The 22,632-nt window shown below is 35.4% G+C and carries 20 protein-coding genes; 17 read left to right on the top strand and 3 right to left on the bottom strand.

Features of this window, described 5'->3' with window-relative positions:
* Position 1: 1 nt before the first annotated feature.
* The 7 genes from thrS to rpmB all read left to right on the top strand — a co-directional run bounded on the left by thrS (position 2) and on the right by rpmB (position 6,483).
* Positions 2-1,852, top strand: a complete 1,851-nt coding sequence (gene thrS / locus BKH43_RS05455) for a threonine--tRNA ligase (RefSeq protein WP_095229408.1) — start codon at positions 2-4, stop codon at positions 1,850-1,852.
* Positions 1,849-2,454 (top strand): translation initiation factor IF-3, encoded by a 606-nt coding sequence (gene infC / locus BKH43_RS05450; RefSeq protein WP_095229406.1) that lies wholly within the window; start codon positions 1,849-1,851, stop codon positions 2,452-2,454. Before thrS ends, infC begins: the two co-directional genes overlap by 4 nt.
* A complete protein-coding gene (gene rpmI, locus BKH43_RS05445) occupies positions 2,435-2,629 on the top strand; it encodes a 50S ribosomal protein L35 (protein ID WP_095229404.1) in 195 nt (64 codons plus the stop codon). The genes infC and rpmI overlap by 20 nt, the downstream gene beginning before the upstream one ends.
* Positions 2,630-2,739: 110 nt before the next feature.
* Positions 2,740-3,093 (top strand): 50S ribosomal protein L20, encoded by a 354-nt coding sequence (gene rplT / locus BKH43_RS05440; RefSeq protein ID WP_095229402.1) that lies wholly within the window; start codon positions 2,740-2,742, stop codon positions 3,091-3,093.
* Positions 3,094-3,934: 841 nt separating this feature from the next.
* The gene (locus BKH43_RS05430; protein ID WP_172402324.1) at positions 3,935-5,518 is read left to right on the top strand and encodes an amidase; all 1,584 of its coding nucleotides are present in this window, start codon (positions 3,935-3,937) and stop codon (positions 5,516-5,518) included.
* A 185-nt stretch (positions 5,519-5,703) separates the two neighbouring features.
* Positions 5,704-6,234 carry a peptide deformylase gene (gene def / locus BKH43_RS05425; protein WP_095229396.1) on the top strand — a complete coding sequence of 177 codons (531 nt, stop codon included), beginning with the start codon at positions 5,704-5,706 and terminating at the stop codon, positions 6,232-6,234.
* Positions 6,235-6,285: 51 nt separating this feature from the next.
* Positions 6,286-6,483 carry a 50S ribosomal protein L28 gene (gene rpmB, locus BKH43_RS05420; RefSeq protein WP_095229394.1) on the top strand — a complete coding sequence of 66 codons (198 nt, stop codon included), beginning with the start codon at positions 6,286-6,288 and terminating at the stop codon, positions 6,481-6,483.
* A gap of 272 nt (positions 6,484-6,755) precedes the next feature.
* Here the strand turns inward: rpmB and BKH43_RS05415 are convergent, their stop codons facing one another.
* The 3 genes from BKH43_RS05415 to BKH43_RS05405 are packed head-to-tail and all read right to left on the bottom strand — an operon-like array spanning position 6,756 to position 7,656.
* Entirely contained in the window at positions 6,756-7,181 is a 426-nt protein-coding gene (locus BKH43_RS05415; protein WP_095229392.1) for a hypothetical protein, read from the bottom strand.
* Between the two features lie 23 nt (positions 7,182-7,204).
* Positions 7,205-7,432, bottom strand: a complete 228-nt coding sequence (locus BKH43_RS05410; RefSeq protein WP_095229390.1) for a flagellar biosynthesis anti-sigma factor FlgM — start codon at positions 7,430-7,432, stop codon at positions 7,205-7,207.
* 44 nt (positions 7,433-7,476) lie between these two features.
* A complete protein-coding gene (locus BKH43_RS05405; RefSeq protein ID WP_095229387.1) occupies positions 7,477-7,656 on the bottom strand; it encodes a hypothetical protein in 180 nt (59 codons plus the stop codon).
* 161 nt (positions 7,657-7,817) lie between these two features.
* Between BKH43_RS05405 and BKH43_RS05400 the strand changes: the two genes are divergently transcribed.
* The 10 genes from BKH43_RS05400 to BKH43_RS05355 all read left to right on the top strand — a co-directional run bounded on the left by BKH43_RS05400 (position 7,818) and on the right by BKH43_RS05355 (position 22,632).
* The gene (locus BKH43_RS05400) at positions 7,818-9,092 is read left to right on the top strand and encodes a peptidoglycan DD-metalloendopeptidase family protein (RefSeq protein WP_253248056.1); all 1,275 of its coding nucleotides are present in this window, start codon (positions 7,818-7,820) and stop codon (positions 9,090-9,092) included.
* Between the two features lie 20 nt (positions 9,093-9,112).
* Complete coding sequence (locus BKH43_RS05395; protein ID WP_095229384.1) at positions 9,113-9,733, top strand: NUDIX domain-containing protein; 621 nt, start codon at positions 9,113-9,115, stop codon at positions 9,731-9,733.
* A gap of 28 nt (positions 9,734-9,761) precedes the next feature.
* Entirely contained in the window at positions 9,762-10,559 is a 798-nt protein-coding gene (locus tag BKH43_RS05390) for a plasminogen-binding N-terminal domain-containing protein (protein WP_095229381.1), read from the top strand.
* Between the two features lie 4 nt (positions 10,560-10,563).
* A complete protein-coding gene (locus BKH43_RS05385) occupies positions 10,564-11,955 on the top strand; it encodes an FAD-linked oxidase C-terminal domain-containing protein (protein WP_095229377.1) in 1,392 nt (463 codons plus the stop codon).
* 3 nt (positions 11,956-11,958) lie between these two features.
* Entirely contained in the window at positions 11,959-14,403 is a 2,445-nt protein-coding gene (gene leuS / locus BKH43_RS05380; protein ID WP_095229373.1) for a leucine--tRNA ligase, read from the top strand.
* A gap of 79 nt (positions 14,404-14,482) precedes the next feature.
* Positions 14,483-17,314, top strand: a complete 2,832-nt coding sequence (locus BKH43_RS05375) for an FAD-binding and (Fe-S)-binding domain-containing protein (RefSeq protein WP_095229371.1) — start codon at positions 14,483-14,485, stop codon at positions 17,312-17,314.
* Between the two features lie 292 nt (positions 17,315-17,606).
* Entirely contained in the window at positions 17,607-18,644 is a 1,038-nt protein-coding gene (locus BKH43_RS05370) for an alpha-2,3-sialyltransferase (protein ID WP_172402323.1), read from the top strand.
* Positions 18,645-18,669: 25 nt separating this feature from the next.
* Positions 18,670-19,716 (top strand): N-acetylneuraminate synthase family protein, encoded by a 1,047-nt coding sequence (locus BKH43_RS05365; protein WP_095229367.1) that lies wholly within the window; start codon positions 18,670-18,672, stop codon positions 19,714-19,716.
* Positions 19,717-19,765: 49 nt separating this feature from the next.
* On the top strand, positions 19,766-21,082 hold the full coding sequence (gene hisS / locus BKH43_RS05360; RefSeq protein ID WP_095229365.1) for a histidine--tRNA ligase: 1,317 nt from the start codon (positions 19,766-19,768) through the stop codon (positions 21,080-21,082).
* Positions 21,083-21,102: 20 nt separating this feature from the next.
* Positions 21,103-22,632 (top strand): ABC transporter ATP-binding protein, encoded by a 1,530-nt coding sequence (locus tag BKH43_RS05355; protein WP_253248055.1) that lies wholly within the window; start codon positions 21,103-21,105, stop codon positions 22,630-22,632.

Here is a 22,632-nt window from a genome sequence, read left to right as displayed (position 1 = left end):
ATTGCAAAAAGAAGTTATAGGCTATATTAATAAAAACAATGAAATTATAGATACACAAAGTTATAACCCAACTGCACAAAATGACTTAAAAACTTTATATTTTGATAATTCAATACATTCTTTAAATATTATAAGGCATACCTGCGCACATTTAATGGCACAAGCTATAAAAGCTCTTTATCCAGATGCTGAATTTTTCGTAGGGCCTAATGTGGATGAAGGGTTTTATTATGACTTTAAAACTAAAGAAAAGATAACTGAAGCAGACTTAGCAAAAATAGAATCTAAAATGAAAGACATAGCCAAAAAAGGCGGTCCTATAATCAAAAAAGAGCTAACTCGCACCCAGGCTGAAGAAAGATTTAAGGGAGATTCCTTAAAGCAAGCTGTTATGAAAAATATTAAGGGTGATGAGTTAAGTATCTATGTCCAAGAGAGTGCTGAAGGTGAGTTTGAAGACTTATGCCGTGGTCCTCACTTGCCTAACTTAAAACTACTTCAAGCCTTTAAACTTATAAAACTTTCTGGTGCCTACTTAAATGGGGATGAAAAAGAAGAGATGCTAACTCGTATTTATGGCATAGCTTTTGCGGATAAAGAAAGTTTAAAAGAGCATCTTCATATGTTAGAAGAGGCTAAAAAAAGAGACCATAGAAAGCTAGGAGTTGAACTAAAACTTTTTACCTTTGATGATGATATAGGTGCTGGCCTTCCTATATGGCTGCCTAATGGCTCTCGCCTAAGAAAACGCCTTGAAGACTTACTAACTAAATCTTTGCTGCTAAATGGTTATGAGCCAGTTCGTGGACCTGAGATTTTAAAAAGTGAAGCTTGGACTATAAGTGGGCACTATCAAAACTATGGTGAAAATATGTACTTTACTCAGATTGATGAAGTGGAGTATGGCATTAAGCCTATGAACTGTGTAGGGCACATAAAAGTTTATCAATCAAGCATTAGAAGTTATAAAGAGTTGCCTTTAAGATTTTACGAGTATGGTGTAGTACATAGGCATGAAAAAAGTGGTGTTTTACATGGACTTTTAAGGGTTAGAGAGTTCACTCAAGATGATGCACATATCTTTTGCACACCAGATCAAATAGAATCTGAAGTAACTAATATTTTAGAGCTAGCTAAAAATATCATGGAATCTTTTGGTTTTAGCTATGAGATGCAGCTTGCTACTAAACCAGAAAAGGCTATAGGTGAAGATAGTGTTTGGGAAAAAGCCACTGAAGCCTTAAGGATAGCACTAGAAAAAAATGGTATACCTTATGAGATAGATGAGGGCGGTGGGGCATTTTATGGGCCAAAAATTGACATAAAGATAACAGATTCTATAAAAAGAAAGTGGCAGTGTGGTACTATACAGATAGATATGAACTTGCCAGAGCGGTTTAATCTAAGCTATGTAAGTAGTGATAATAAAGAAGAACAACCCGTCATGATACATAGGGCCTTGCTTGGAAGTTTTGAGCGCTTTATCGGCATCTTAACTGAACACTTTGGCGGAGAGTTTCCTTTCTTTATAGCACCAACACAAGTGCAAATTATCCCTATAGGGAGTGAGCAGTTAGACTATGCACAGAAGTTAGAATCTGAACTTAAAAAGCTTGGAATCTATGCTTATGTAACAACTAAGGATGAAAGTTTAAACAAGAAAATAAGAACTGCTGAAAAGCAAAAAATCCCACTACTTGTTATCTTAGGTGAGAAAGAGGTAACAGAGGATTTGCTATCTATTAGAGATAGGACAGAAAAAAATGAAAAAGGAGAAAGTCTGCAGTACACACTAAGCAAAAAAGACTTTTTAGAAAAAATAGTAAAATTAAATAGCGAGGTTACTTTTTGAAAGAAGAAGCATTAATAAATGAAGATATAAGATTCGAGCAAGTTAGATGCATAGACGAAAATGGCACACCAAAAGGTCTTATAAGCTCTTATGAGGCTTTAAAGCTTGCAAGGGAAGCAGGACTTGACTTGGTTTGTATATCTGCTAATGCTAAACCACCAGTATGCAAGATCATGAACTATGGTAAATTTAAGTATCAAGCAGAAAAAAAGCAAAAAGAAGCCAGGAAAAAACAAAAGCAAATTGAAGTAAAAGAGATTAAACTTTCAACCCATATAGCACAAAATGATATTAACTACAAAGTTAAACATGCCATAGAGTTTTTAAATGATGGAAAGCATGTTAAGTTTAAAGTCTTTTTGCGTGGACGGGAGATGGGTGATCCAAGTGCTGGCTTTGCTGTGATAAGAAAAGTTATAGCCCTAGTAGAAGATATCTCTCACATGGACAAAGAGCCCAAAGTTGAAGGGCGCTATGTTAATGTCTTAATGCTTCCAAATAAAGAGCAAAAAGAATCTAAAAAAGAAGAAAAAAAGAGCGAAGAAGCTTTTAATAGCATCCAACTTACGAAAGGAGAAGACAATGCCAAAGATGAAAACTAACAGAGGCGCTGCGAAACGCTTTAAGGTCAAAAAAAATCTTATTAAGCGTGGTAGTGCTTTCAAAAGTCATATCTTGACTAAAAAAAGTCATAAGCGTAAAGCTAACTTAAATGCACCGCATTACGTAGATAAGACAAATCTAGATTCTGTAAAAAATCTACTCTGTATGAGATAGATTAAACACTTAAACTAGTGTAAGGCCACCTACCCTTTTTAATAAAGGAAAGTTTGTGCTTTTATAAGCACTTCACCTAGTATCACTATAAGGTAAAGAAAGGAAACGAAATGAGAGTAAAGACAGGCGTTGTCAGAAGAAGACGACATAAGAAGATCTTAAAGCTTGCTAGAGGTTTTTTTAGCGGAAGAAGAAAGCACTTTAGAAAGGCAAAAGAACAGCTTGAAAGAAGTATGTACTATGCCTTCCGTGATAGAAAACAAAAGAAAAGAAACTTTAGATCTCTTTGGATTACAAGGATTAATGCAGCTTGCAAGATGAATGACATAAACTACTCAAGATTTATGCACGCCTTAAAGCTAGCAAATATCGAGTTAGACAGGAAAGTATTAGCTGATATGGCTATGAATGACCCAGCACTTTTTGCAAGCATCGTAGCAAAGGCTAAGGCTGCTATAAAATAAAGCGTTTTTTATAACACTATAAGATGAAAAGACTGCGTTCAAAGCGTAGTCTTTTTACAAAAGCTTTTTAAACGGCTTAAGATTAGCCCCTCCGCCCCATTTTTTAAACATTCTACTTTTACTTTTTTCACATCACATTACTTATTTTGATAGCAGTTTTTAAACTAATAAGATTGATTTCTTATAGGATCGTTTTTGATAGCTATCTATATACAATTAAACCTTCAATAATTATAATTTTTTAAGCCAAAGGTATTCTCGCTTTGTTTCGTGGTGATAAAAATCATGAAAAAAAAGAAGCAGTAGTGCGAGCGCGTGATTTTTCAAGGAAACTTCGTTTTCAAGGAAGCTTATACTTTCGCAGGCTTTGCGGGAGTGAGGAGGGGATAATCCCCCCTCCCTCTTCAAGGAAGCTTGCACTTTGCTTAAAAAGCACACAAATAATAAACAGTGCGAAAAAGAAAGCGTTGGGATAAAAGCTAGCTAATAGTATAAAGAAATTGGAACTGCCTATTGGAAATGATTGTATAGCATAGGCAGTATTACTTTTTCTTGTAATCTTTGCAATCTGTCATTGCCACAAGACTTTACCTTTTGCCATGACAGCACTGCGTGTTATTGTTTGGTTTGTGTATATTAACTGGTGAAAAACTACAAGGCACTACGCATCTAGTATCAAGCCAAAACCTTAGCTTTCTTGAAAATATAATCTTTTCTAGACAGTCTTTTTAAAAATCTAAAAGCTTAAGAACTTTTTATATAAACTCCACAGAATCTAAACACTAAAAGATTACACTAGTACATACATCTTGCCCAAAAGGGTGATGGTAAAAGGATGATTATGGATAGACGTGGATTTATAAAACTAGGATCACTTGGAGTAGGTGCTTCATTGCTTGCAAGTACCGCTTTTGCTAAGGATTTAAACTCTTCATCAAGTGCCACTAAAATGTCAAGCATGACTAGCAAAGATTCTACTAGGTCTATGGGAGAAGCTAAGCTAGAACTGCCTAGTACTCCTATGTGGCAGTGGGATGCTTACCAAGTAGCCTATGCTATTAGAAATAAGAAGGTATCAAGCGTTGAAGTGACAAAAAGCGTGATTGAACGCATAAAGGTGGCTAATAAAAAGTATAACTCTTTAGCCTTTGTTTTAGAAAAAGAAGCCCTTGCTAATGCGCGTTATGCAGATGAGTTATTAGCAAAAGGAATCTATCTTTCTCCACTTCATGGCGTGCCTATTAGCATTAAAAATAACACTGATGTAAAAGGAGTTGCTAACACAGATGGCATAGTGGCTTTTAAAAATAACATCTCAAAACATAATGCAGCCCTAGTGGAAAACGTAGTAAGAGATGGTGCGATAATAGTTGGAGTATCTAATGTTCCTGAGTTTACTTTCCGCTGGTTTACAGAAAATCCCCTCTTTGGCAAGACACTCAACCCTTGGAATAAAGCTATAACTTGTGGGGGCTCAAGTGGTGGGGCAGCTTCAGCTACAACAAGTGGCATGGGCTTTATCGCTCATGGTAATGACATAGCAGGCTCTATACGCTATCCAGCTTATGCTTGTGGTTGTGTGGGTTTGCGTACAACGCCAGGTCGCGTGCCTAGATTTAACCCTTCAAGTCCAGATCAAAAGACTTTCTCAGCACAGTTTTTTACTGTAGATGGCCCACTAGCTAGAAGTGTGAGGGACTGTGAGATGGGATTTAGAGGATTAGCAAAAGCAAGTGTGTTTGATCCTAATAGTGTAGATGTTGCTTTTAAGGAAAAAGACTTTAAGGTTGACACTAAGATAATAGGTGTGCTTATGGATTATCCGGGTTTAAAAATGGATTCTGCTATTAAAGATAACCTTAAAAAAACTGCCACTTGGCTTAGTAAAGAAGGCTACATCATAGAGCCTATCTCCTTACCATTTTTAACAGAAGCTATGGATATATGGGCTAGGGTAGTTATGAATGAAGTTAGTCTTTTTATGCTTCCTGAAGTTAAAAAAGTGGGCTCTAAAGAAGTGTTAAGTGCTGTTAAATCTATGATAGCTAACACTCCAAAAACAGATATGGGTCAGTACATGATGGCTATAGCAAACAGAGAGACTTTACGTAGAAATATGCGTGTGCTTTTTGAAAAGTATCACGCTTTGATGCTGCCTGTCTCTTTAGAAGATCCTATGCTTTGGGGAGAAGATACAAAAGGTCCTAGTGTTATGAAACACATTATGGAGATACAGTCCCCACTAATGGCAACAACTACACTAGGTCTTCCTATAATGAGTGTGCCTACAGGCCTGCGCAAAGGTAGTCTAGGTAATATCCCTGAAGGTGTGCAGATAGTTGCAGATGAGTTTAGAGAGGATATATGTTTTGAAGTAGGTGAAGTTATAGAGCGTAATGCAAAAATGCCTTTTGTGTTTAGTTAAGTATTGCTAGCTATAAAGTCTTATAAGTAAGGCTTTATAGCCTTAAGAGTTTGCATAATTAAGCCTTAATAGATACATAAATGATAATTTTTATCACTAACTTAGCTTAAAGTCTTGTATTAGTTTTATAATATACCTTAAAATACGAAGTTAAAAAGCTTTAAGTTAAAGGTGAAGGTTTAAAAATGATACTAGATATAGTCAAATATCCAGATACTAGATTAAGACAGAAGTCAAAAGAGGTTGAGAAGTTTGATAGTGAATTACATGAATTTTTAGATTCTATGTATGAGACTATGATAGCTAAAAAAGGTGTGGGGCTTGCGGCTATACAAGTAGCAAAGCCTCTAAAAATCTTTATAGTTAATCTACCAAGACCTAGTGAGAATGAAGATGAAGACGACATACAATATAAAGAAGACTTGCTAGAGTTTATAAATCCAGTCTTTATAGATAAGCAAGGTGAGATCATGTGGAATGAAGGTTGCCTATCAGTGCCTGGTTTTTATGAAGAGATAAAAAGATATGAAAGTGTAGTTTTAGAATATAGCGATAGATTTGGTGAGCGAAAGAGGATGGAAGCTAAAGATTTTTTAGCAGTAGCCTTGCAGCATGAAAACGACCACTTAGAAGGTATACTCTTTGTAGATAAGCTTTCTATCATAAAGCGGAAAAAGTTTGAAAAAGAGTTAAAGAGACTGCAAAGTAAGGCATAGTTTTGATATAATAGAAGCTTTTAGAGTTAAACAAACAGCAAAGGACGCACAATGGCAAGAAGATGTGATTTAAGTGGCAAGGGTGTTTTAAGTGGAAACAACGTAAGCCACGCCAATAACAAGACCAAGAAAAGAAGCCTTCCTAATCTTAGGACAGTACGTATCATGACAGATGATGGCACAAGAATTAAGATAAAAGTTGCAGCTTCAACTTTAAGAACTTACAAAAGAAAGATAGGCAGCAAATAATCTTTTTGTAAGTTAGGTAAGTTTTAAGTATAGCTAGTTTAACTAGCTAGCTTTTCTGACTATCTTTTTTAAGCTTTCTTTACTTCATTTTTTATTATCTACTTTTTATTTTTCTGTATATTTTTTAAAGCTTTTGTATAGTCTATTAGTATGCGTACTTTTATGAAATAAGAGAATAAAGTTTTAGATAAAGGATTTTTATAAATGTTTAAAAAGAGTTGGAATCTAAAAAGATTCCAAGTTTTTGTAATATTAAAAAGTGATCTATAAACTTAGGCTTGAAGGCTTAAAAGACTACTTTGTACCATACTGCCTTTATAGTCTGCTTTTTCTTTTGGGAAAAGTTGTTCTACTAAAGATGTATAAAACTCACTTACTGCAAAGACCATCCTGGCATATCTTGTGTTGATGTCTTTTAGGGCTTCAAGGTTTTGCCTCATAGAGACTAAAAGAGTGCTTATCTCTGGGGTTATTAACTCACTTAGTGGTTTGTCTGGATTAGTCTGCATGAGTAGCACCATCTGGTCATCTATAAGACTTTTTTTAGTTTCGAACTCTTTTATGAGAGAGGATTTTATAATGTTGCGTTCAAATATACTATGGTTGTTTGCAACTTTTATGTCTTCTATATCTTCATAAGTGTAGCTTATAAGATTTTGCAAGTCTTTAATCGCGCCTTCAAGATAGTTTTTTAGCATAAGTTTTCCTTAAGTTTGATAACTTAAGAAAGCAAACTTTGTGCCATCTTATCAGCTGTGGCATCCATATCAACTTTATAGGTACCATTTTTTATAGCTTCTTTTATATCACTTACTTTGTTGCTTGCAACTTCATCACTAGCTTTTTTTGCAGCGATATGTTCATCAACTTTAGTGTTTTCTACTTTTTTATCTTGTGGTTTTGTTAAGCCTTCGTTAAATACGCCATTTGCGCTGTGTCCTACTCTCATTGTTCATCCTTAGATTCTATAAACTGTACATATATCGGCATATTCTAATTTATCTTAAGTTGTTTTATTAACTCATTTTGTAAATCTTTTACATTTACCGTGCCAGTGCTGTTGTTAATAAAAGTTGGTGGGGTTGGAGCGGTTTTATAGGTGTAAATTAGCATGAAGGCTAAGACGTATAAGAATATTATAAATATGATAGTTGGGTATATAAAGTCTTTCATATGAGTTTATACTCCTTTTTAAGTTGTAAGGATGTAAGCATTATTAAAGTATAATCCTAAATCCACAAAAATGTGCAATACTTAAGACCTGTAATTTAACATTAATTGTATATGAAATTAATGTTAATCGTGCGTCTATTTAACAGGTTAAGGATGATTATATGTTTAAAAAAATGTTGTTTATACTGTTTTTAACCTGTGCTTTAGGCCTACAAGCTAGTGTTACTAGCCCCAAGACTAGCCAAAAAAGTACCAGCGTAGATACAGATAAGACAGACTTTTTTAACAAGGCCTCTTTAGATATAGATAGCAATGGCAAATATAAGTTTATATCCACAGTTGGCACTCGTGCTAAATGGGATGATGGTATAAGCTTACTTAACTTTCTTGATAGATATCAGATTCCACAGTCTCTCTACTACAACCTACCAGTTGAAGATAAAGAGCTTGTAGCTGAGATTTATGCAGGGGCTAACTACTATATGCTAAAAGATAGTAGTGGAAAGCTTATCCAAGCCTTTATACCTATAAGCGAAAACGCACAAATCTACATAAACTATAGCGATGGCTCTTATAAACTTTCTATTATCCCTATAAACTACATAGTAAAAGATGAAGTTATAGCCCTAAAAGTACAGCACACACCTTATCAAGACTTATTAGACGCAACAGGCGATAAAGCCTTAGCTGGAGAGTTTATAAGTGCTTATAAAAACAACGTTAATTTTAAAAAGTACATAGCCAAAGATGATGTACTAGCAGTTATATATGAAAGAAAATATAGACTAGGAAGGCAGTTTGGCCAGCCTAATATCAAAATAGCCATGATGGAAACAAACAAGCAGCCAAACTACTTAATAAACTTTCATGATAAGTACTACAACTTGCAAGGCAAGGAGATGACTAACTTCTTGCTTATCACACCAGTTAAGTATAGACGTATAAGCTCAAAGTTTTCTTATGGCAGAAGACATCCAATCTTAGGGATTATAAGGCCTCATTATGGAGTTGATTTTGCGGCAAATGTTGGTACGCCAATCCACGCTGCAGCTGATGGGCGTGTGATTTTTGCTGGGGTTAAAGGCGGATATGGGAATGTTGTAGAAATAGCCCATAATGATGGTATAAAGACTTTATATGCTCATATGCATAAGATTCTAACTAGAGCTGGGCGCTATGTAAAACAAGGCACTATAATTGGCACAGTTGGTTCTACTGGTCTTAGCACTGGGCCTCATCTACATTTTGGAGTTTATAAAAATGGCGTTCCAGTAGACCCACTAGGCCGTATTAAAACAGCTAGAGTTGAGCTTAATAAAAAGCAAAAAGCTGAGTTTAACAAGCTAGCTAAGAAATTAAAAGCAGAGTTAGATTCTGAGGTATTAAAGATAGATAGTAGTAATCTTTTCATGAAAAAGATAGTTCAAAATATGTAAAACGGATTAAAAGGCTAAATATGATTTATTATGAAGGTAAAACTGCCACCTTACATAAGCCAAAAATGCCAAAAGTGCTAGGGAGTGAGCCAGTAAGTAGCTCTAAGTATCTACAGATTGAAAGAGTTAGCTATGAAGAAAAGGGTTTAATAAAAACTTGGGATATCGTAAAAAGCATGGATAGCGTTGGCATAGTTATATATCATAAAGAAAAAGATGGTTTTATCTACGTTAGACAGTTTAGGCTACCGGTATTTTTAAAAAATCAAGATGGTTTTATGTATGAACTTTGTGCAGGGCTTTTAGATAAAAACAAATCTCCCAAACAAACTGCTATAGAAGAGATTCAAGAAGAGTGTGGTTACTTTGTAGAATCTAAAGATATGTATCCTTTGTTTAACTTTTTTTCTGGGGTTGGCACAAGTGGGGCTTATCAGCATCTTTTTTACACAGAAGTTACTGAAAGTATGAAAAAGACTGAAGGCGGTGGGAATGCTAGTGAGTTAGAAAATATAGATGTTATATTTGTCCCAAGAAAGTTAGTTTATGAGTTTTTAAATGACACTAGATGCTCTAAAAGCATCTCACTTGCTTTTGGGACTACTTGGTTTTTAACTCAAGTTAATACAAAACACCATTAAGCTATATATAAAAAAAAGGATTTCGTTTATGAAGACTATTAAGATGATTTGCATTTTGCTATTTTTATCGCAAGGGGCTTTTGCTTTTGATCTAGCCAGCCTGACTACTCCAATAGTTGCTAAGGTGGTAAGCTATGATAAGAAAGATTCCACCATTATCTTAAGCTCGCCTAAAGAGCTTTTAAAAGGAGAAGATGGACTTATACAAAGAGGGCTTGATAGTTATACGGCCATAGTTGATATGGCCATTATAGAATCTCCAGTTAGTAAAGATAGCTTAAAAGGTATCCCAAGCACAGATGACACAAACTTTTTTTATAAAGCTAAGGTTAAAAAGTTTGACGAGATGAATCAAGTCTACCTTCCTAATCCTCAACTAAGCCCTAAGACTAATGACACCATATCCTTTCACCTTCTAAATCAAAAAGCCTTTTTAATAGCACCTAATCAAGAAAGTTTTGATGCCTTAAAAACAAAAGTTAAAGATGTGGAGTTTTTAAGCCCTGACTTATTGATGGGATATATAGCTCAAGATGGCAAGTATGACCCAACTCCAAAGGCTCTAAAAGAGGCTTGTGATGTTTATGGCGTAGGACTAGTTTTTGTGATAGGCAGTAAAGAGTATGGTGTTTTAGAGTGTCAAACTCACACCTTGTTATATAAAGAAGCTTTTAATACTAATACAAATAAGCCCCTAACTCCATTTTTTACTCGTGTTTCTTTTCCAAGCAGCGGCTCACTTTTTAGTCTTTTTGCAAGCAAAAAAAGTAAGGGTGACTACTTTAAGTACTATGATGCACTGTTAAGTAAAAAAATAGGAGAGTGAGAGTATGGAAGATGTTCATGTCAAATATTTTGAAGGATTATTAGGAAAAGAAAACACCCATAGTGATGAAATGCACAAAATGGCCTATAGCTATGATGCTACAAGGGAAAAATATAAGCCAGATTTAGTTTTATTTCCTAGAGATGAAACAGATGTGTCTAATATCTTAAAGTACTGTAATGCTAAAAAGATTAACATCTTGCCACGTGGGGCAGGTAGTGGTTTTACTGGAGGTAGCCTGCCAGTAGATGGCGGCATAGTTTTAGCACTTGATAAGTACATGGATAAGATTTTAGAGATAGATACTAAAAATCTTGTAGCCAGAGTACAGCCTGGCGTTATTAATAAGCACTTTCAAGAAGAAGTAGAAAAGCTAGGTCTTTTTTATCCACCAGACCCAGCCAGTCAAGACCAAAGCACTTTAGGGGGTAATGTCAGTGAAAATGCAGGTGGCATGAGGGCCGCAAAATATGGAATCACAAAAGACTATGTTATGGCACTGCGCGCTGTGCTTCCTAATGGAGAGATTATAAGGGCAGGTAAAAAGACTATAAAAGATGTGGCAGGCTACAACATAGTAGGCACTTTGATAGCTAGTGAAGGAACCCTAGCAGTTATAACTGAGATAACTTTAAGACTTATAGCAAAGCCTAAGTTTGCAAAGTCAGCCATGGGAGTTTTTCCAAGTATAGAACAAGCGATGAATGCAGTTTATAAAAGTATGGCCAGTGGCATAACCCCAGTTGCTATGGAGTTTTTAGATAACCTAACTATAAAAGCAGTTGAAGAAAGATTCCATAAAGGCTTACCAGTTGATGCTGGGGCTATCTTAATAACCCAAGTTGATGGCAACTTAGAATCTGAACTAAACTATCAACTAGAAGCACTTAAAGATAAGTTTTTAGAAAATGGTGCAACTGAGTTTAAGATAGCACAAAATGCAGATGAAGAAGCTGCCCTTTGGTTTGCAAGACGTAATGCTTCTCAAAGCATCACAGTTTATGGCAAAAAAAAGCTAAACGAAGATATAACAGTCCCAAGATCTCGCCTCCCTGAACTATTAGAAGGCATAAGAGAGATAAGTGAAAAGTACAAAGTTACAACGCCTTGTTTTGGTCACACTGGTGATGGAAATGTACACACTAATGTTATGATTAAAAACCCAGAAAATGAAGAAGAGCTAAAAGCTGGCCATGACGCTATAGCTGAGATATTTAAACTTACAGTTAAACTAGAAGGCACACTTAGTGGAGAACATGGGATCGGTCTTTCAAAGGCACCTTTTATGAGGCTAGCTTTTAGTGAAGCTGAAATGGAGCTTTTTGCCTCTTTAAAAAAAGCTTTTGATCCAAATAATATTTTAAATCCCGGCAAGATGGGCTTAAAGGTGAAGTGAAGAATGGAAAGATATAACCCTAGTATTGAACAAAAGTGGCAAAAGATTTGGGCTAAGGAAGGCTACTATGAACCAAAGAGTGATTTAAGTCTTCCTAAAAAGTACATCCTTTCGATGTTTCCTTACCCTAGTGGGGCGCTTCATATGGGACATGTGCGTAATTACTGCATAAGCGATGCTATGGCACGCTTTTATAGGATGCAAGGGTTTAATGTACTTCACCCTATAGGTTATGATGCCTTTGGTATGCCTGCAGAAAATGCCGCTATAAAACATAAGGTTCATCCTAAAAAGTGGACTTATGAAAACATGGATGTTATGAGTAAAGAGCTTGATGTTTTAGGGCTTAGCTTTTCTAAAACTAGAGCTTTAGCTACTTGTGATCCAGAGTATACAAAGTTTGAACAAGAGTTTTTTATAAAGATGTGGGAGAAGGGCTTAGTTTATAGAAAAAAAGCCTATCTTAACTGGTGTCCTAATGACCAAACTGTGCTTGCTAATGAGCAGGTGATAGAAAAAAAATGCTGGCGTTGTGATACAGAAGTTGTGCAAAAAGAGATGTATCAGTACTACTTAAAGATAACTGACTATGCAGAAGAGCTTTTAGCTGATCTTGATACTTTAGAAGGCAAGTGGCCTAATCAAGTGATTTTGATGCAAAAAAACTGGATAGGAAAGTCTAAAGGACTAGAGTTTAACTTTAAGTTAGATGAAGATTCTAAAAGTCTTTTGGGCGATAATATAGAATCTTTTAGTGTTTATACCACTCGCCCAGATACGATTTTTGGAGTAAGCTACTGCGCACTAGCTAGCACTCACCCTATAGTCAAAAAACTTTTAGAAGTAAACGCTTTAGATGCTAAAACTAAAGACTTCATAACTGATATGCAAAATCTTTCAGCAAAAGATTCTCAAAAAGAAGAAAAGTTAGGCTGTGCCTTGCCTCTTTTTGCCTTGCATCCTTTAACGGGGGAAAAGCTTCCTATCTGGGTTGCAAACTTTGTTTTAATGGATTATGGTAGTGGAGCTGTTATGAGTGTTCCAGCCCATGATGAGCGCGATTATGAGTTTGCTTTAAAATATAATCTGCCTATAAAAAAAGTGATTTTAGATCCTAAAACTAAAGATTACGCTAGTGGAGTTTTTACAGAAGATGGAATCTTAACTGATAGTAAAAGCTTTAGTGGATTAGATAGTGCTACTGCTAGGGCTAAGATTATAAGCTACTTTGAAAAAGAAAATCTTGGTAAAGGTGTCACAAACTATAGACTTAAAGACTGGGGGATCTCAAGGCAGCGCTACTGGGGGGCACCTATACCACTAGTGCACTGTGAAAAATGTGGGGTAGTAAGTGAAACTAGACTGCCTGTCACTTTGCCTGATGATGTAGTCATTGATGGTGAAGGCAATCCTTTAGATAAACATCCAACTTGGAAGTTTACAACCTGTCCAAAGTGCGGTGGTAAAGCAGTTAGAGAAACTGACACTATGGATACATTTGTAGAATCTAGTTGGTATTTTTTAAGATATACAACTCCACCTGAAAAAAGAGCTAAGGCAGCTTTTGATGAAGAAAGCCTTAAGTACTGGATGGATGTTGATGAGTACATCGGTGGGATAGAACACGCCATACTCCACTTACTTTATGCAAGATTCTTTACTAAGGTTTTAAGAGACTTAGGCTATGTTGAAAGTAGCGAGCCTTTTTCTCATCTACTAACTCAAGGCATGGTCTTAAAAGAAGGCGCTAAGATGAGCAAGTCTAAGGGCAACATAGTTGAGCCAAACTTGCTAATAGAGCAGTACTCAGCTGATACGGCTAGACTTTTTACCCTCTTTGCAGCGCCTCCAACTTATGCCTTAGAGTGGAATGATGATGGGGTAAATGGAAGCTTTAAGTTTTTAAATAGACTTTGGGATAAAAGCGTAAGAGTAAAACATAAAACTTTGCCAAAGATAGATCAAAAAAGCTTAAGCAAGGAAGCAAAGCTAGCACGTTTAAAAGTTTATGAAGCCTTATCAAAGCAACTTGGAATCTTTAATAAAGAGATAGCTGGCTATCCATTTAACGTAGTAATCGCAGCTTGCATGGAAGCCCATAACGCTTTAAATGCACAAGAAAATGATGAAGTTTATAGTGAGGGCTACTATGTGCTTTTAAATATATTAGAGCCGTTTGTGCCTCATATAGCTTGGGAGCTTAGTCAAAGGCTTTTTGACTTAAAAAACCTTTCTAAGTTAGAAGTTTGCAAAGAGGCTTTAGAAAAAGATTCCATAACTTATGCCATTAGCATTAATGGTAAACAGAGAGGAACTTTAGATAAACCCAAAGGAAGCCCAAAAGATGAAGTTTTAAAAGATGCTAAAGAAGTCGTTGCAAAATGGTTAACTAATGAGATCAAAAAGGAGATTTTTGTACAAGATAAGATTGTAAATTTTGTCGTTTAAATCAATTAATGGTATCATGGATGCGGCCTTATATTTAGCAGCTATTTGTCGTGTGTATAAGTAGGAGAAAGGAAGATATATGTCACAAAATAAGTACGAATTGTTTTACGAAGAAGCTAAAACTTTTTTAGACGACAGAATCTATAATGATTATTTACGTCGTTTTGCTTATGGCACTGATGCATCTGGTTATAGATATGTACCAGAGTTAGTTATAAAAGCCATTAGTGAAGATGAGATTAAAAAGATTTTTGCTTTAAGTACGAAATATGGACTAGGTGTAACTTTCAAAGCATCAGGAAGTTCACTAAGTGGGCAAACTTGTACAGATAAGATACTAGTACTAGTTTCTCACGCTCACAACTGGCAGGGTATAGATATAAAAGATGATCACATACATCTAGCTTGTGGCGTTATAGGAAGTGATGCAAATGATGCATTAAAACATTTGAGAAAAAAAATTGGTCCAGATCCAGCAACCATTGCAACAGCAAGAATTGGTGGGATAGTAAACAACAACTCTAGTGGAATGTGCTGTGGTGTTAAGCAAAATAGCTATCACACTGTAAAGTCAGTAAGGGTTATCTTGCAAGATGGCACCTTAGTGGATACTGGAGATGAGGCAAGCTTTAAAAGCTTTTTATACTCCCATAAAGATATGGTAGATGCTATCTTAGATCTGCGCAAAAAAGTTATGGCTAACCCTGAGTTAGTAGAGCTTATAAAAAGAAAATACAAGATTAAAAATACTACAGGTTATGCTATTAATGCACTAGTTGATTTTAGTGATATTAGAGATATATTTAACCATCTAATAGTTGGTAATGAAGGAACACTAGGCTTTTTAAGCTCGGTTAAATTAGAGATAGTAGATGACTTTGAACATAAAGTATGTGGGCTTTTGTTTTATCCAAACATAGCTGAGGCTTCAAAAGCAGTTAAGATTCTAGCAAGTCATGATGATATTATAAATAGTGCTGAGATTATGGACTACTACTCACTTAAGTCTGTAGAAAACATAGACGGTATGCCAAGTTTCATAAAAGATGTAAAGCAAGATACTGCTTGTATATTAATCCAACTTGATGCTAGAGATAAAGAAACACTAGATAAAAACCTTGCAAAGATAAAAGCAGAGTTAAGCTCTACAAAAATGTCTGAGGATTTAGAAGCACAGTATAGTACTGATCCTAAAGTGTATGACCAGTGGTGGAAGGTAAGAAAAGGACTTTTACCATTTGCTGGTGCAACAAGGGCGCCTAATACTACAGTGGTTATAGAAGATGTTTGCTTTGAAATAGATACTTTTGGTGAAGGAGTAGCCTTCATACAAAGCCTATTTGTCAAATATGGTTTTATAGGTATTATCTTTGGTCATGTTCTAGCTGGAAATATCCACTTTGTTATCACTCCAAATCTAACTGATGAAAAGCAAAAAACTGCTTATGGGGCCTTGATAGATGAGATGGCCCATGGAGTAGTTAAGCTGCATGGAAGTATAAAAGCAGAACATGGTACAGGTAGGATGGTCGCACCTTTTGTTGAGTTAGAGTGGGGTAAAGATGCTTATGAGATAAACAAACTTATAAAAGCTATCTTTGATCCTAAGACTTTACTAAATCCAGATGTTATGATCTGTGATGATCCAAATATCTATATGAAAAATCTTAAAGAGATGTATAGCATACAAGAGTATGTTGATAAGTGCATGGAGTGTGGGGTTTGTGAAAAAATCTGTCCAAGTAGAGATTTAACCCTAACTCCAAGAGAGCGCATAACTGTAACTAGAGAGATAGCAAGACTAGAATCTAAAAGTGATGCTGAGAGCCTAGAGTTAGCCCGTCAACTAAAAAAAGACTATGAGTACCTAGGTGAGATAACTTGTGCAGCTTGTTCTCAATGTGAGTCTTTATGTCCACTAGAGATAGATACAGCACAAATAGCCTTGCATTTACGTCAAGAAAAAGATAAAAAGAATGCCAAAATTGCCGCAGCGGTACTGCGCAACATGGATACAACTATCAAGTTTATGCGTTTTGGTTTAAAAGCTACAAGGGCACTAACGGCTGTTTTTAGTCAAAAGTTTATGTCAGAAACTAGCTTGAAGGTAAAAGGTACTTTCTCTATGATGCCTTATATACCAAATTATATGCCTCTAGCTAATAACTTTGATCCAGAAAATGCTCATAGCGTGGTTTCAGATTCTAAAGTCATCTACTTTACTACTTGTATCAATCGTGGCTTTAAGCCTTCAAACTTACAGCATGATAAAAGAAGCATACAAGAAGTCTTTATCTCACTATGCAATAAAGCAGGAGTTGAAATAGTTTACCCACCAGAGTTAGAAAATATGTGTTGTGGTAAGCCTTTTGTAAGTTATCCAGAACTACATGCTAAAAACACTAAACGTCTTACAGAGATGCTTTTAAAACTAAGTGATAACGGAAAGATTCCAGTAGTACTAGATCACAGTGCTTGCTCTGCTCACTTACTATCAGAAGTAAAACACACTAAACTTAAAATCTATGACCTACCATTTTTCATATATCAAGAGTTAAGTCCTAAGTTAGAGTTTAGGCCAACTACTGAAGATATAGGAGTTTATTCCATGTGTTCTTTGAAGAAAAATAAAGCACAAAACAAGATGGTTGAGCTTGCTAAACTTTGCACAACTGGTAAGATTATAGTTAAGCCTGATCTTGGCTGCTGTGGCTTTGCTGGAGACAAGGGTTTTAACACTCCAGAGTTAAATAAATCTTCGCTAACTGGATTTAAAAAGTTCTATGAAGGAAGGATTAAAAGAGGCTTTGGTTCATCTTCAACTTGCGAGATAGGACTAAGTGCAGCTAGTGAGGTAAGCTGGCAAAGCATAGCCTATCTTGTAGATGAAGTAACCCATCTTAAATCTTAACTAGAATCTAAGCTAGATTCTAACAGTAAGCACGGCTTTAAGTAGTGCTTACTGCCTTTAACTCCATACAAACTTTTAGCTTTTCTATTCTTAATTAATATAAAAAATAAGCCATAAATTCAAAAAAAAAAAAAACAGAATATAATCTAAAAAATCAACAAATCTTAATCTTTATAAAGTGACAAGGTTTTAAACGCTTTTAAAAAGAAGCAAACTAAAAATGTTTAAAAAAGCATATTAGGATAAAAACTAGCATTATTTAAAGAGAAGGATTTAAAGGTAAAGGCTGCACTTGGAGTACAAAAGAAAAAGTGATAGTGTTGTTATCTTAGGTAATGGGGCTAGCACAAGGCAAATAGATTATAGTTTACTACCAAAAGACTATGATGTTTTTCGCGTTAATCAGTTCTTCTTAGAAGCACGTTACTGCCTTGGTAAAAAGATAGACTTAGTATTTTTTGCAGCTACGCATCTATCTCCTATATTACTTGAGATATATGAAAGACTAAACAAAAGACGTGAGTACATTATAGAAGGCTTTATGAAGTGTATGCCTTATGAAGATACCTACTTAGAACATTATATGGCTGAAAAAGATAACAAAGACTACTTACTTTTTTATGACTTAATAAAGCAAATGCCTTATTTATTAGAGCACGCTAAGCACAACATCACTACTTATAATAAGAGAGTTACTAGTGGGATTTGCATGATAAATACAGCTATATACTATGGCTATAAGCATATATATGTAGGCGGTATAGACTTATATCAAGGTAAAGAGTTATACTCTTTTGCCCCTACAGAAAATCTTCTCCTCCATCTCCCAGAGATCTCAAATAATGCTTCAACTATGCATACAAGCTATTTAGATTTAGAAGGCTTAAAGTTATGTTGTGACTACTTTAATCAAGATTTTAACTTGCCAGAGTGTGAGCAAAAGACTAAGTTTTTAGAGTTTAACAAAGACTATAAGGCAAAGTATCTAAAAGAGATTCCAAACCACTTAAAAGGAGGTGGGATATATAGTATATGTCCAACTTCAAGTCTTCATGCCTACTTACCACTTCCGCCAGATAGCTTAAGGATAAAACCTTTTAAAGATTATAAGGATAGTCTAAATTACAAAAAGCCCTTAAATAGGATAAGAGATGTTCCTAGGCCTAGTTATATTGATAGTCATTTTAAAAAGGTATTCTATAAGATTAAAAGTGGGCTTTATGGTAGCTTTACAAAAAGAGTGCTAGGTCTTTTTCTTAAACTTCGATATAGCGATAAAAGCCCTTTTAAGAAACTAGCAAAGTTTATGGCCAAAAAGTTTAAAAGTTAAAAAAGCAACTAAAAAAAGGATATGCATGCTAACCCTAAAAACCCCATACAAAACTAGAGAGATAAGCAAGGATGTAGTGCCCTTAGTTATAGCAGAACTAGGTATTAATCATAATGGAAGCTTAGAGCTAGCAAAACTTATGGTTGATAGCGCTAAGCGAGCAGGCATAGAAGTACTTAAACATCAAACTCATGTTATAGATGATGAGATGAGCAAAGAAGCCACTAAAGTAGTTCCAGGTAATAGTGATAAAAGCATATATGAGATAATGAAATCTTGCGCTTTAAGTTTTAATGATGAGAGGACTTTAAAGGAGTATGTAGAATCTAAGGGTATGATCTTTATCTCAACTCCTTTTAGTCGCGCTGCTGCTAATAGACTAGAAGATATGGGAGTTTGTGCCTATAAGATAGGAAGTGGCGAGATGAATAACTACCCACTTATAAAACACATCGCTAGTTTTTCTAAACCTATGATAGTTTCTACTGGGATGAATGACTTAGATTCCATAGCTAAGTGTGTTGATATCATAGAATCTAAAAAGGTACCCCTAGCTTTGATGCACACTACTAATCTTTACCCAACCCCTCCTAACCTTGTGCGTCTTGGTGCCATGCAAGAGATGATGAAAGCCTTTCCTAACTTGCCTATAGGTCTAAGTGATCACACACTTAATAATAACGCCTGTATAGCAGCCTTTGCCTTAGGGGCTAGTTTAGTTGAAAGACACTTTACAGATATCATGGATAGAGTAGGGCCTGATATAGTTTGTTCTATGGATGAAAAAAGTGCTAGGGCTTTGATAGAAGCTAGTAAAGAAGTGTTTGCTATGAGAGGTGGAAGTAAGGTTGCTACTTTAGAAGAGCAAGTAACTATAGACTTTGCTTTTGCAACTTGTGTGTGCATCAAAGATATAAAAAAAGGTGAAGTTTTTAGTATGGATAATATTTGGGTTAAGCGACCACGCGTAAAAGGCGCACTAAGTGCTAGTGAGTTTGAAGGCTTGCTAGGCAAAAAGGCTAAAGTTGATATCACAAAAGATACACATATATCGAAAGATTTAGTTTTATAAAGATAGAATCTAGTTTTATTAAAATATCGCGATACTTAAAAGGAGTGTGATGTTAGTAACACCTAGAATCTTAAGTGGCTTTAAAGATAGACTGCCAAATGAAGCACTTATCAAAATGCAACTTCTTGAGCGCTTAAGCTCAGTTTTTCTAAGCTATGGGCTTATGCCTATAGAAACGCCACATCTTGAGTACTCTGAAGTTTTATTAGGGCTTAGTAGTGAAGAGATAGAAAAAGAGCTTTATAGATTTAAAGATCATGGAGGGCGTGATGTAGCACTACGTTTTGATCAAACTGTGCCACTAGCTAGGTTTATAACCCAGCATAGAAATGAGCTTCAACTACCCTTTAAGCGCTTTGCTATAGGCAATGTTTTTAGGGGTGAGCGCGCGCAAAAAGGGCGTTATAGAGAGTTTACGCAGTGTGACTTTGACATAGTAGGAAGTGAAAGCTTTTCAAGTGATGCTGAGATAATAGAGATAATCTTTTCTACCATGCACGCATTAAACTTAGAAGAGTTTACTATATGGATAAATCATAGAGAGATACTAAATGGTATCTTTGAGTATCTAGATATAGCTGAAGTAAACACCGCCCTTAGAATCATAGACAAACTTGATAAGATAGGGCTTGAAGGCGTAAAGGCTGAGCTTGGTAAAGAGCTTAATATAAATGATGCTAAGGTTGAAAGGCTTTTAGAGTTAGTTAATATAAAACAAATTAGTGGATATGAAGAGTTTTTTAAGCAGATAGAGCATTTAAAGGGCTATAACAAAAAGCTTTGCCATGGTATAGAAACTTTAGAAAAGGTCTTTTTCTTACTTTCTCATCTTGATATAGAGATCTCTTTATGTCGTATAAACTTTTCTATAGCTAGAGGCTTAGGCTACTATACAGGTATAGTTTATGAAACTACTTTAGATAGGATAAAAAGTATAGGAAGTGTTTGTTCAGGTGGACGGTATGATAATCTTACTAATCGCTTCAGTAAAGAAAGGCTAAGTGGAGTAGGTGCAAGCATAGGTATAGATAGGTTAATAGCCGCACTTTTAGAACTAGATACACTGCAGATGCAAGGCACTTTTGCACGTATACTAATCTGTGTTACTAATGAAGCTTATCTAGGCTTTGCACATAAACTAGCACGTGCTTTTAGGCTAAGCGAGATTCCAGTTGAAGTCTTTCCAAATGCAGCTAAGATTCAGAAGTCTTTATCTTATGCTAATCATAAAGGCCATGAGTTTGCAGCTATAATAGGCGAGAGTGAGTTTAGCTCTAAGTCTTTAACTTTAAAAAATATGACCTCAGGTCATCAGATAGAAAATATAAGTTTTTTAACAGCCCTTTCTATAGTTAAAGAAAGCTAAGGCTTGTAGGATCATAAAAGTTGCAAGATGTCATCTTAGAAGTAAAGAACTTAAATGCAAGCAATGGCTTTGCTTTAAAAGATATAAACTTAAGTCTTAAAAAGGGTGAAAGGCTAGGGCTAGTAGGTAAAAGTGGAAGTGGGAAAAGCCTGCTTTCAAGGCTTATAACAAGGTTAGAATCTAACTTTACTATACAAAGTGGTGAGATAGATTTTTTAGGCACTAACCTCTTAAAGTTAAAAAGCGTGCGTAGTCTTCTTGGTAAAGATTTAGTCTATATACCTCAAGAGCCACTTTCTGCCCTTAATCCACTCCATAAGATAAAAAAGCAGATTCTAGAGCCCTTAAAGATACATCATACTAAAAATAACGATTTAGATTCCTTACTAAAAAGGCTAGATCTAGATAAAAGCCTGCTTAATAGATATCCACATGAGTTAAGTGGTGGGCAAAGACAAAGAGTCTTGCTAGCTATTGGTCTTATAAACTTTCCAAAGTTAATTATCTGTGATGAGCCTACAACTGCCCTTGATGCAAGCTTAAGCCTAGAAATCATCAAACTTTTAAAAGAGATATGTGAAGAAAGAGAGATAGCCACACTTTTTATAACCCATGACTTAAAGCTGCTTTCTCACTTCACTTCAAAAGTATGCATAATGAAAGATGGAGAGATAGTAGAAAAAGTAGATTCTATAGATAGTTTAAAGACAGAGTATGGAAGGCTTTTATATGAGGCTTCTAATCTTTCCTTGCGTAAAGAAAGAACTATGCAAGATAAAAAGATAGTCTTAGAGGCTAAAGACTTTAGCGTAGGAGTTATAAATCACTTCTTTTTTCAAAAACGTTTTAAAAGCATCATAAGTGATATAGATATGAGCCTAGATGAAGGAAGCACTTTAGGCGTAGTTGGCCAAAGTGGGAGCGGGAAAAGCACTCTTGCTTTAGGGCTTAATATACTTATGAACTCTCTTGGTACTTTAAAAGTTTTTGATAAAACTTTGGTGCAAGATGGCAAGGTAGATAAGCTTTATCTAAAAGAGATAAGAAAAAAGATGCAGATAATCTTTCAAGACCCTTTTAGCTCTCTAAATCCACGCCTTAGAGTAAAAGATATAGTAAGTGAAGGGCTTTTTAACTCTAAGCTTACTAAGGATGAAAAGCTTCAAACTGTAGTGCGCACTTTAAGTCTTTTAGAACTAGATTCTAACCTTTTAAATCGCTTCCCTAGCGAGTTAAGTGGGGGAGAAAGACAAAGGGTTAGCATAGCGCGTGCATTAGCAGTGGGTGCTAAGATCTTAGTGCTTGATGAGCCTACTTCTGCCCTTGATAAGGTAGTGCAAAAAACTACCTTAAATCTACTTAACTCTTTACAAGAAAAACTAAGTCTAAGTTATATTTTAATAACTCATGATTTGCAGGTCTTAGCACATATGTGTGATTATGTGGCAGTTGTTTATAAGGGAAGATGCATAGAGCAAGGACGGTTAAAAGATGTGCTTGATAGTCCAAAGAGTGAGTATACAAAAGAGCTTTTTAAAGATGCTTTTTAG

This window comes from Helicobacter sp. 13S00401-1 (assembly GCF_002272925.1).
Taxonomy (GTDB): domain Bacteria; phylum Campylobacterota; class Campylobacteria; order Campylobacterales; family Helicobacteraceae; genus Helicobacter_I.
Note: the sequence above shows the minus strand (reverse complement) of the source record. Positions and strands in the feature narration are given on the sequence as shown.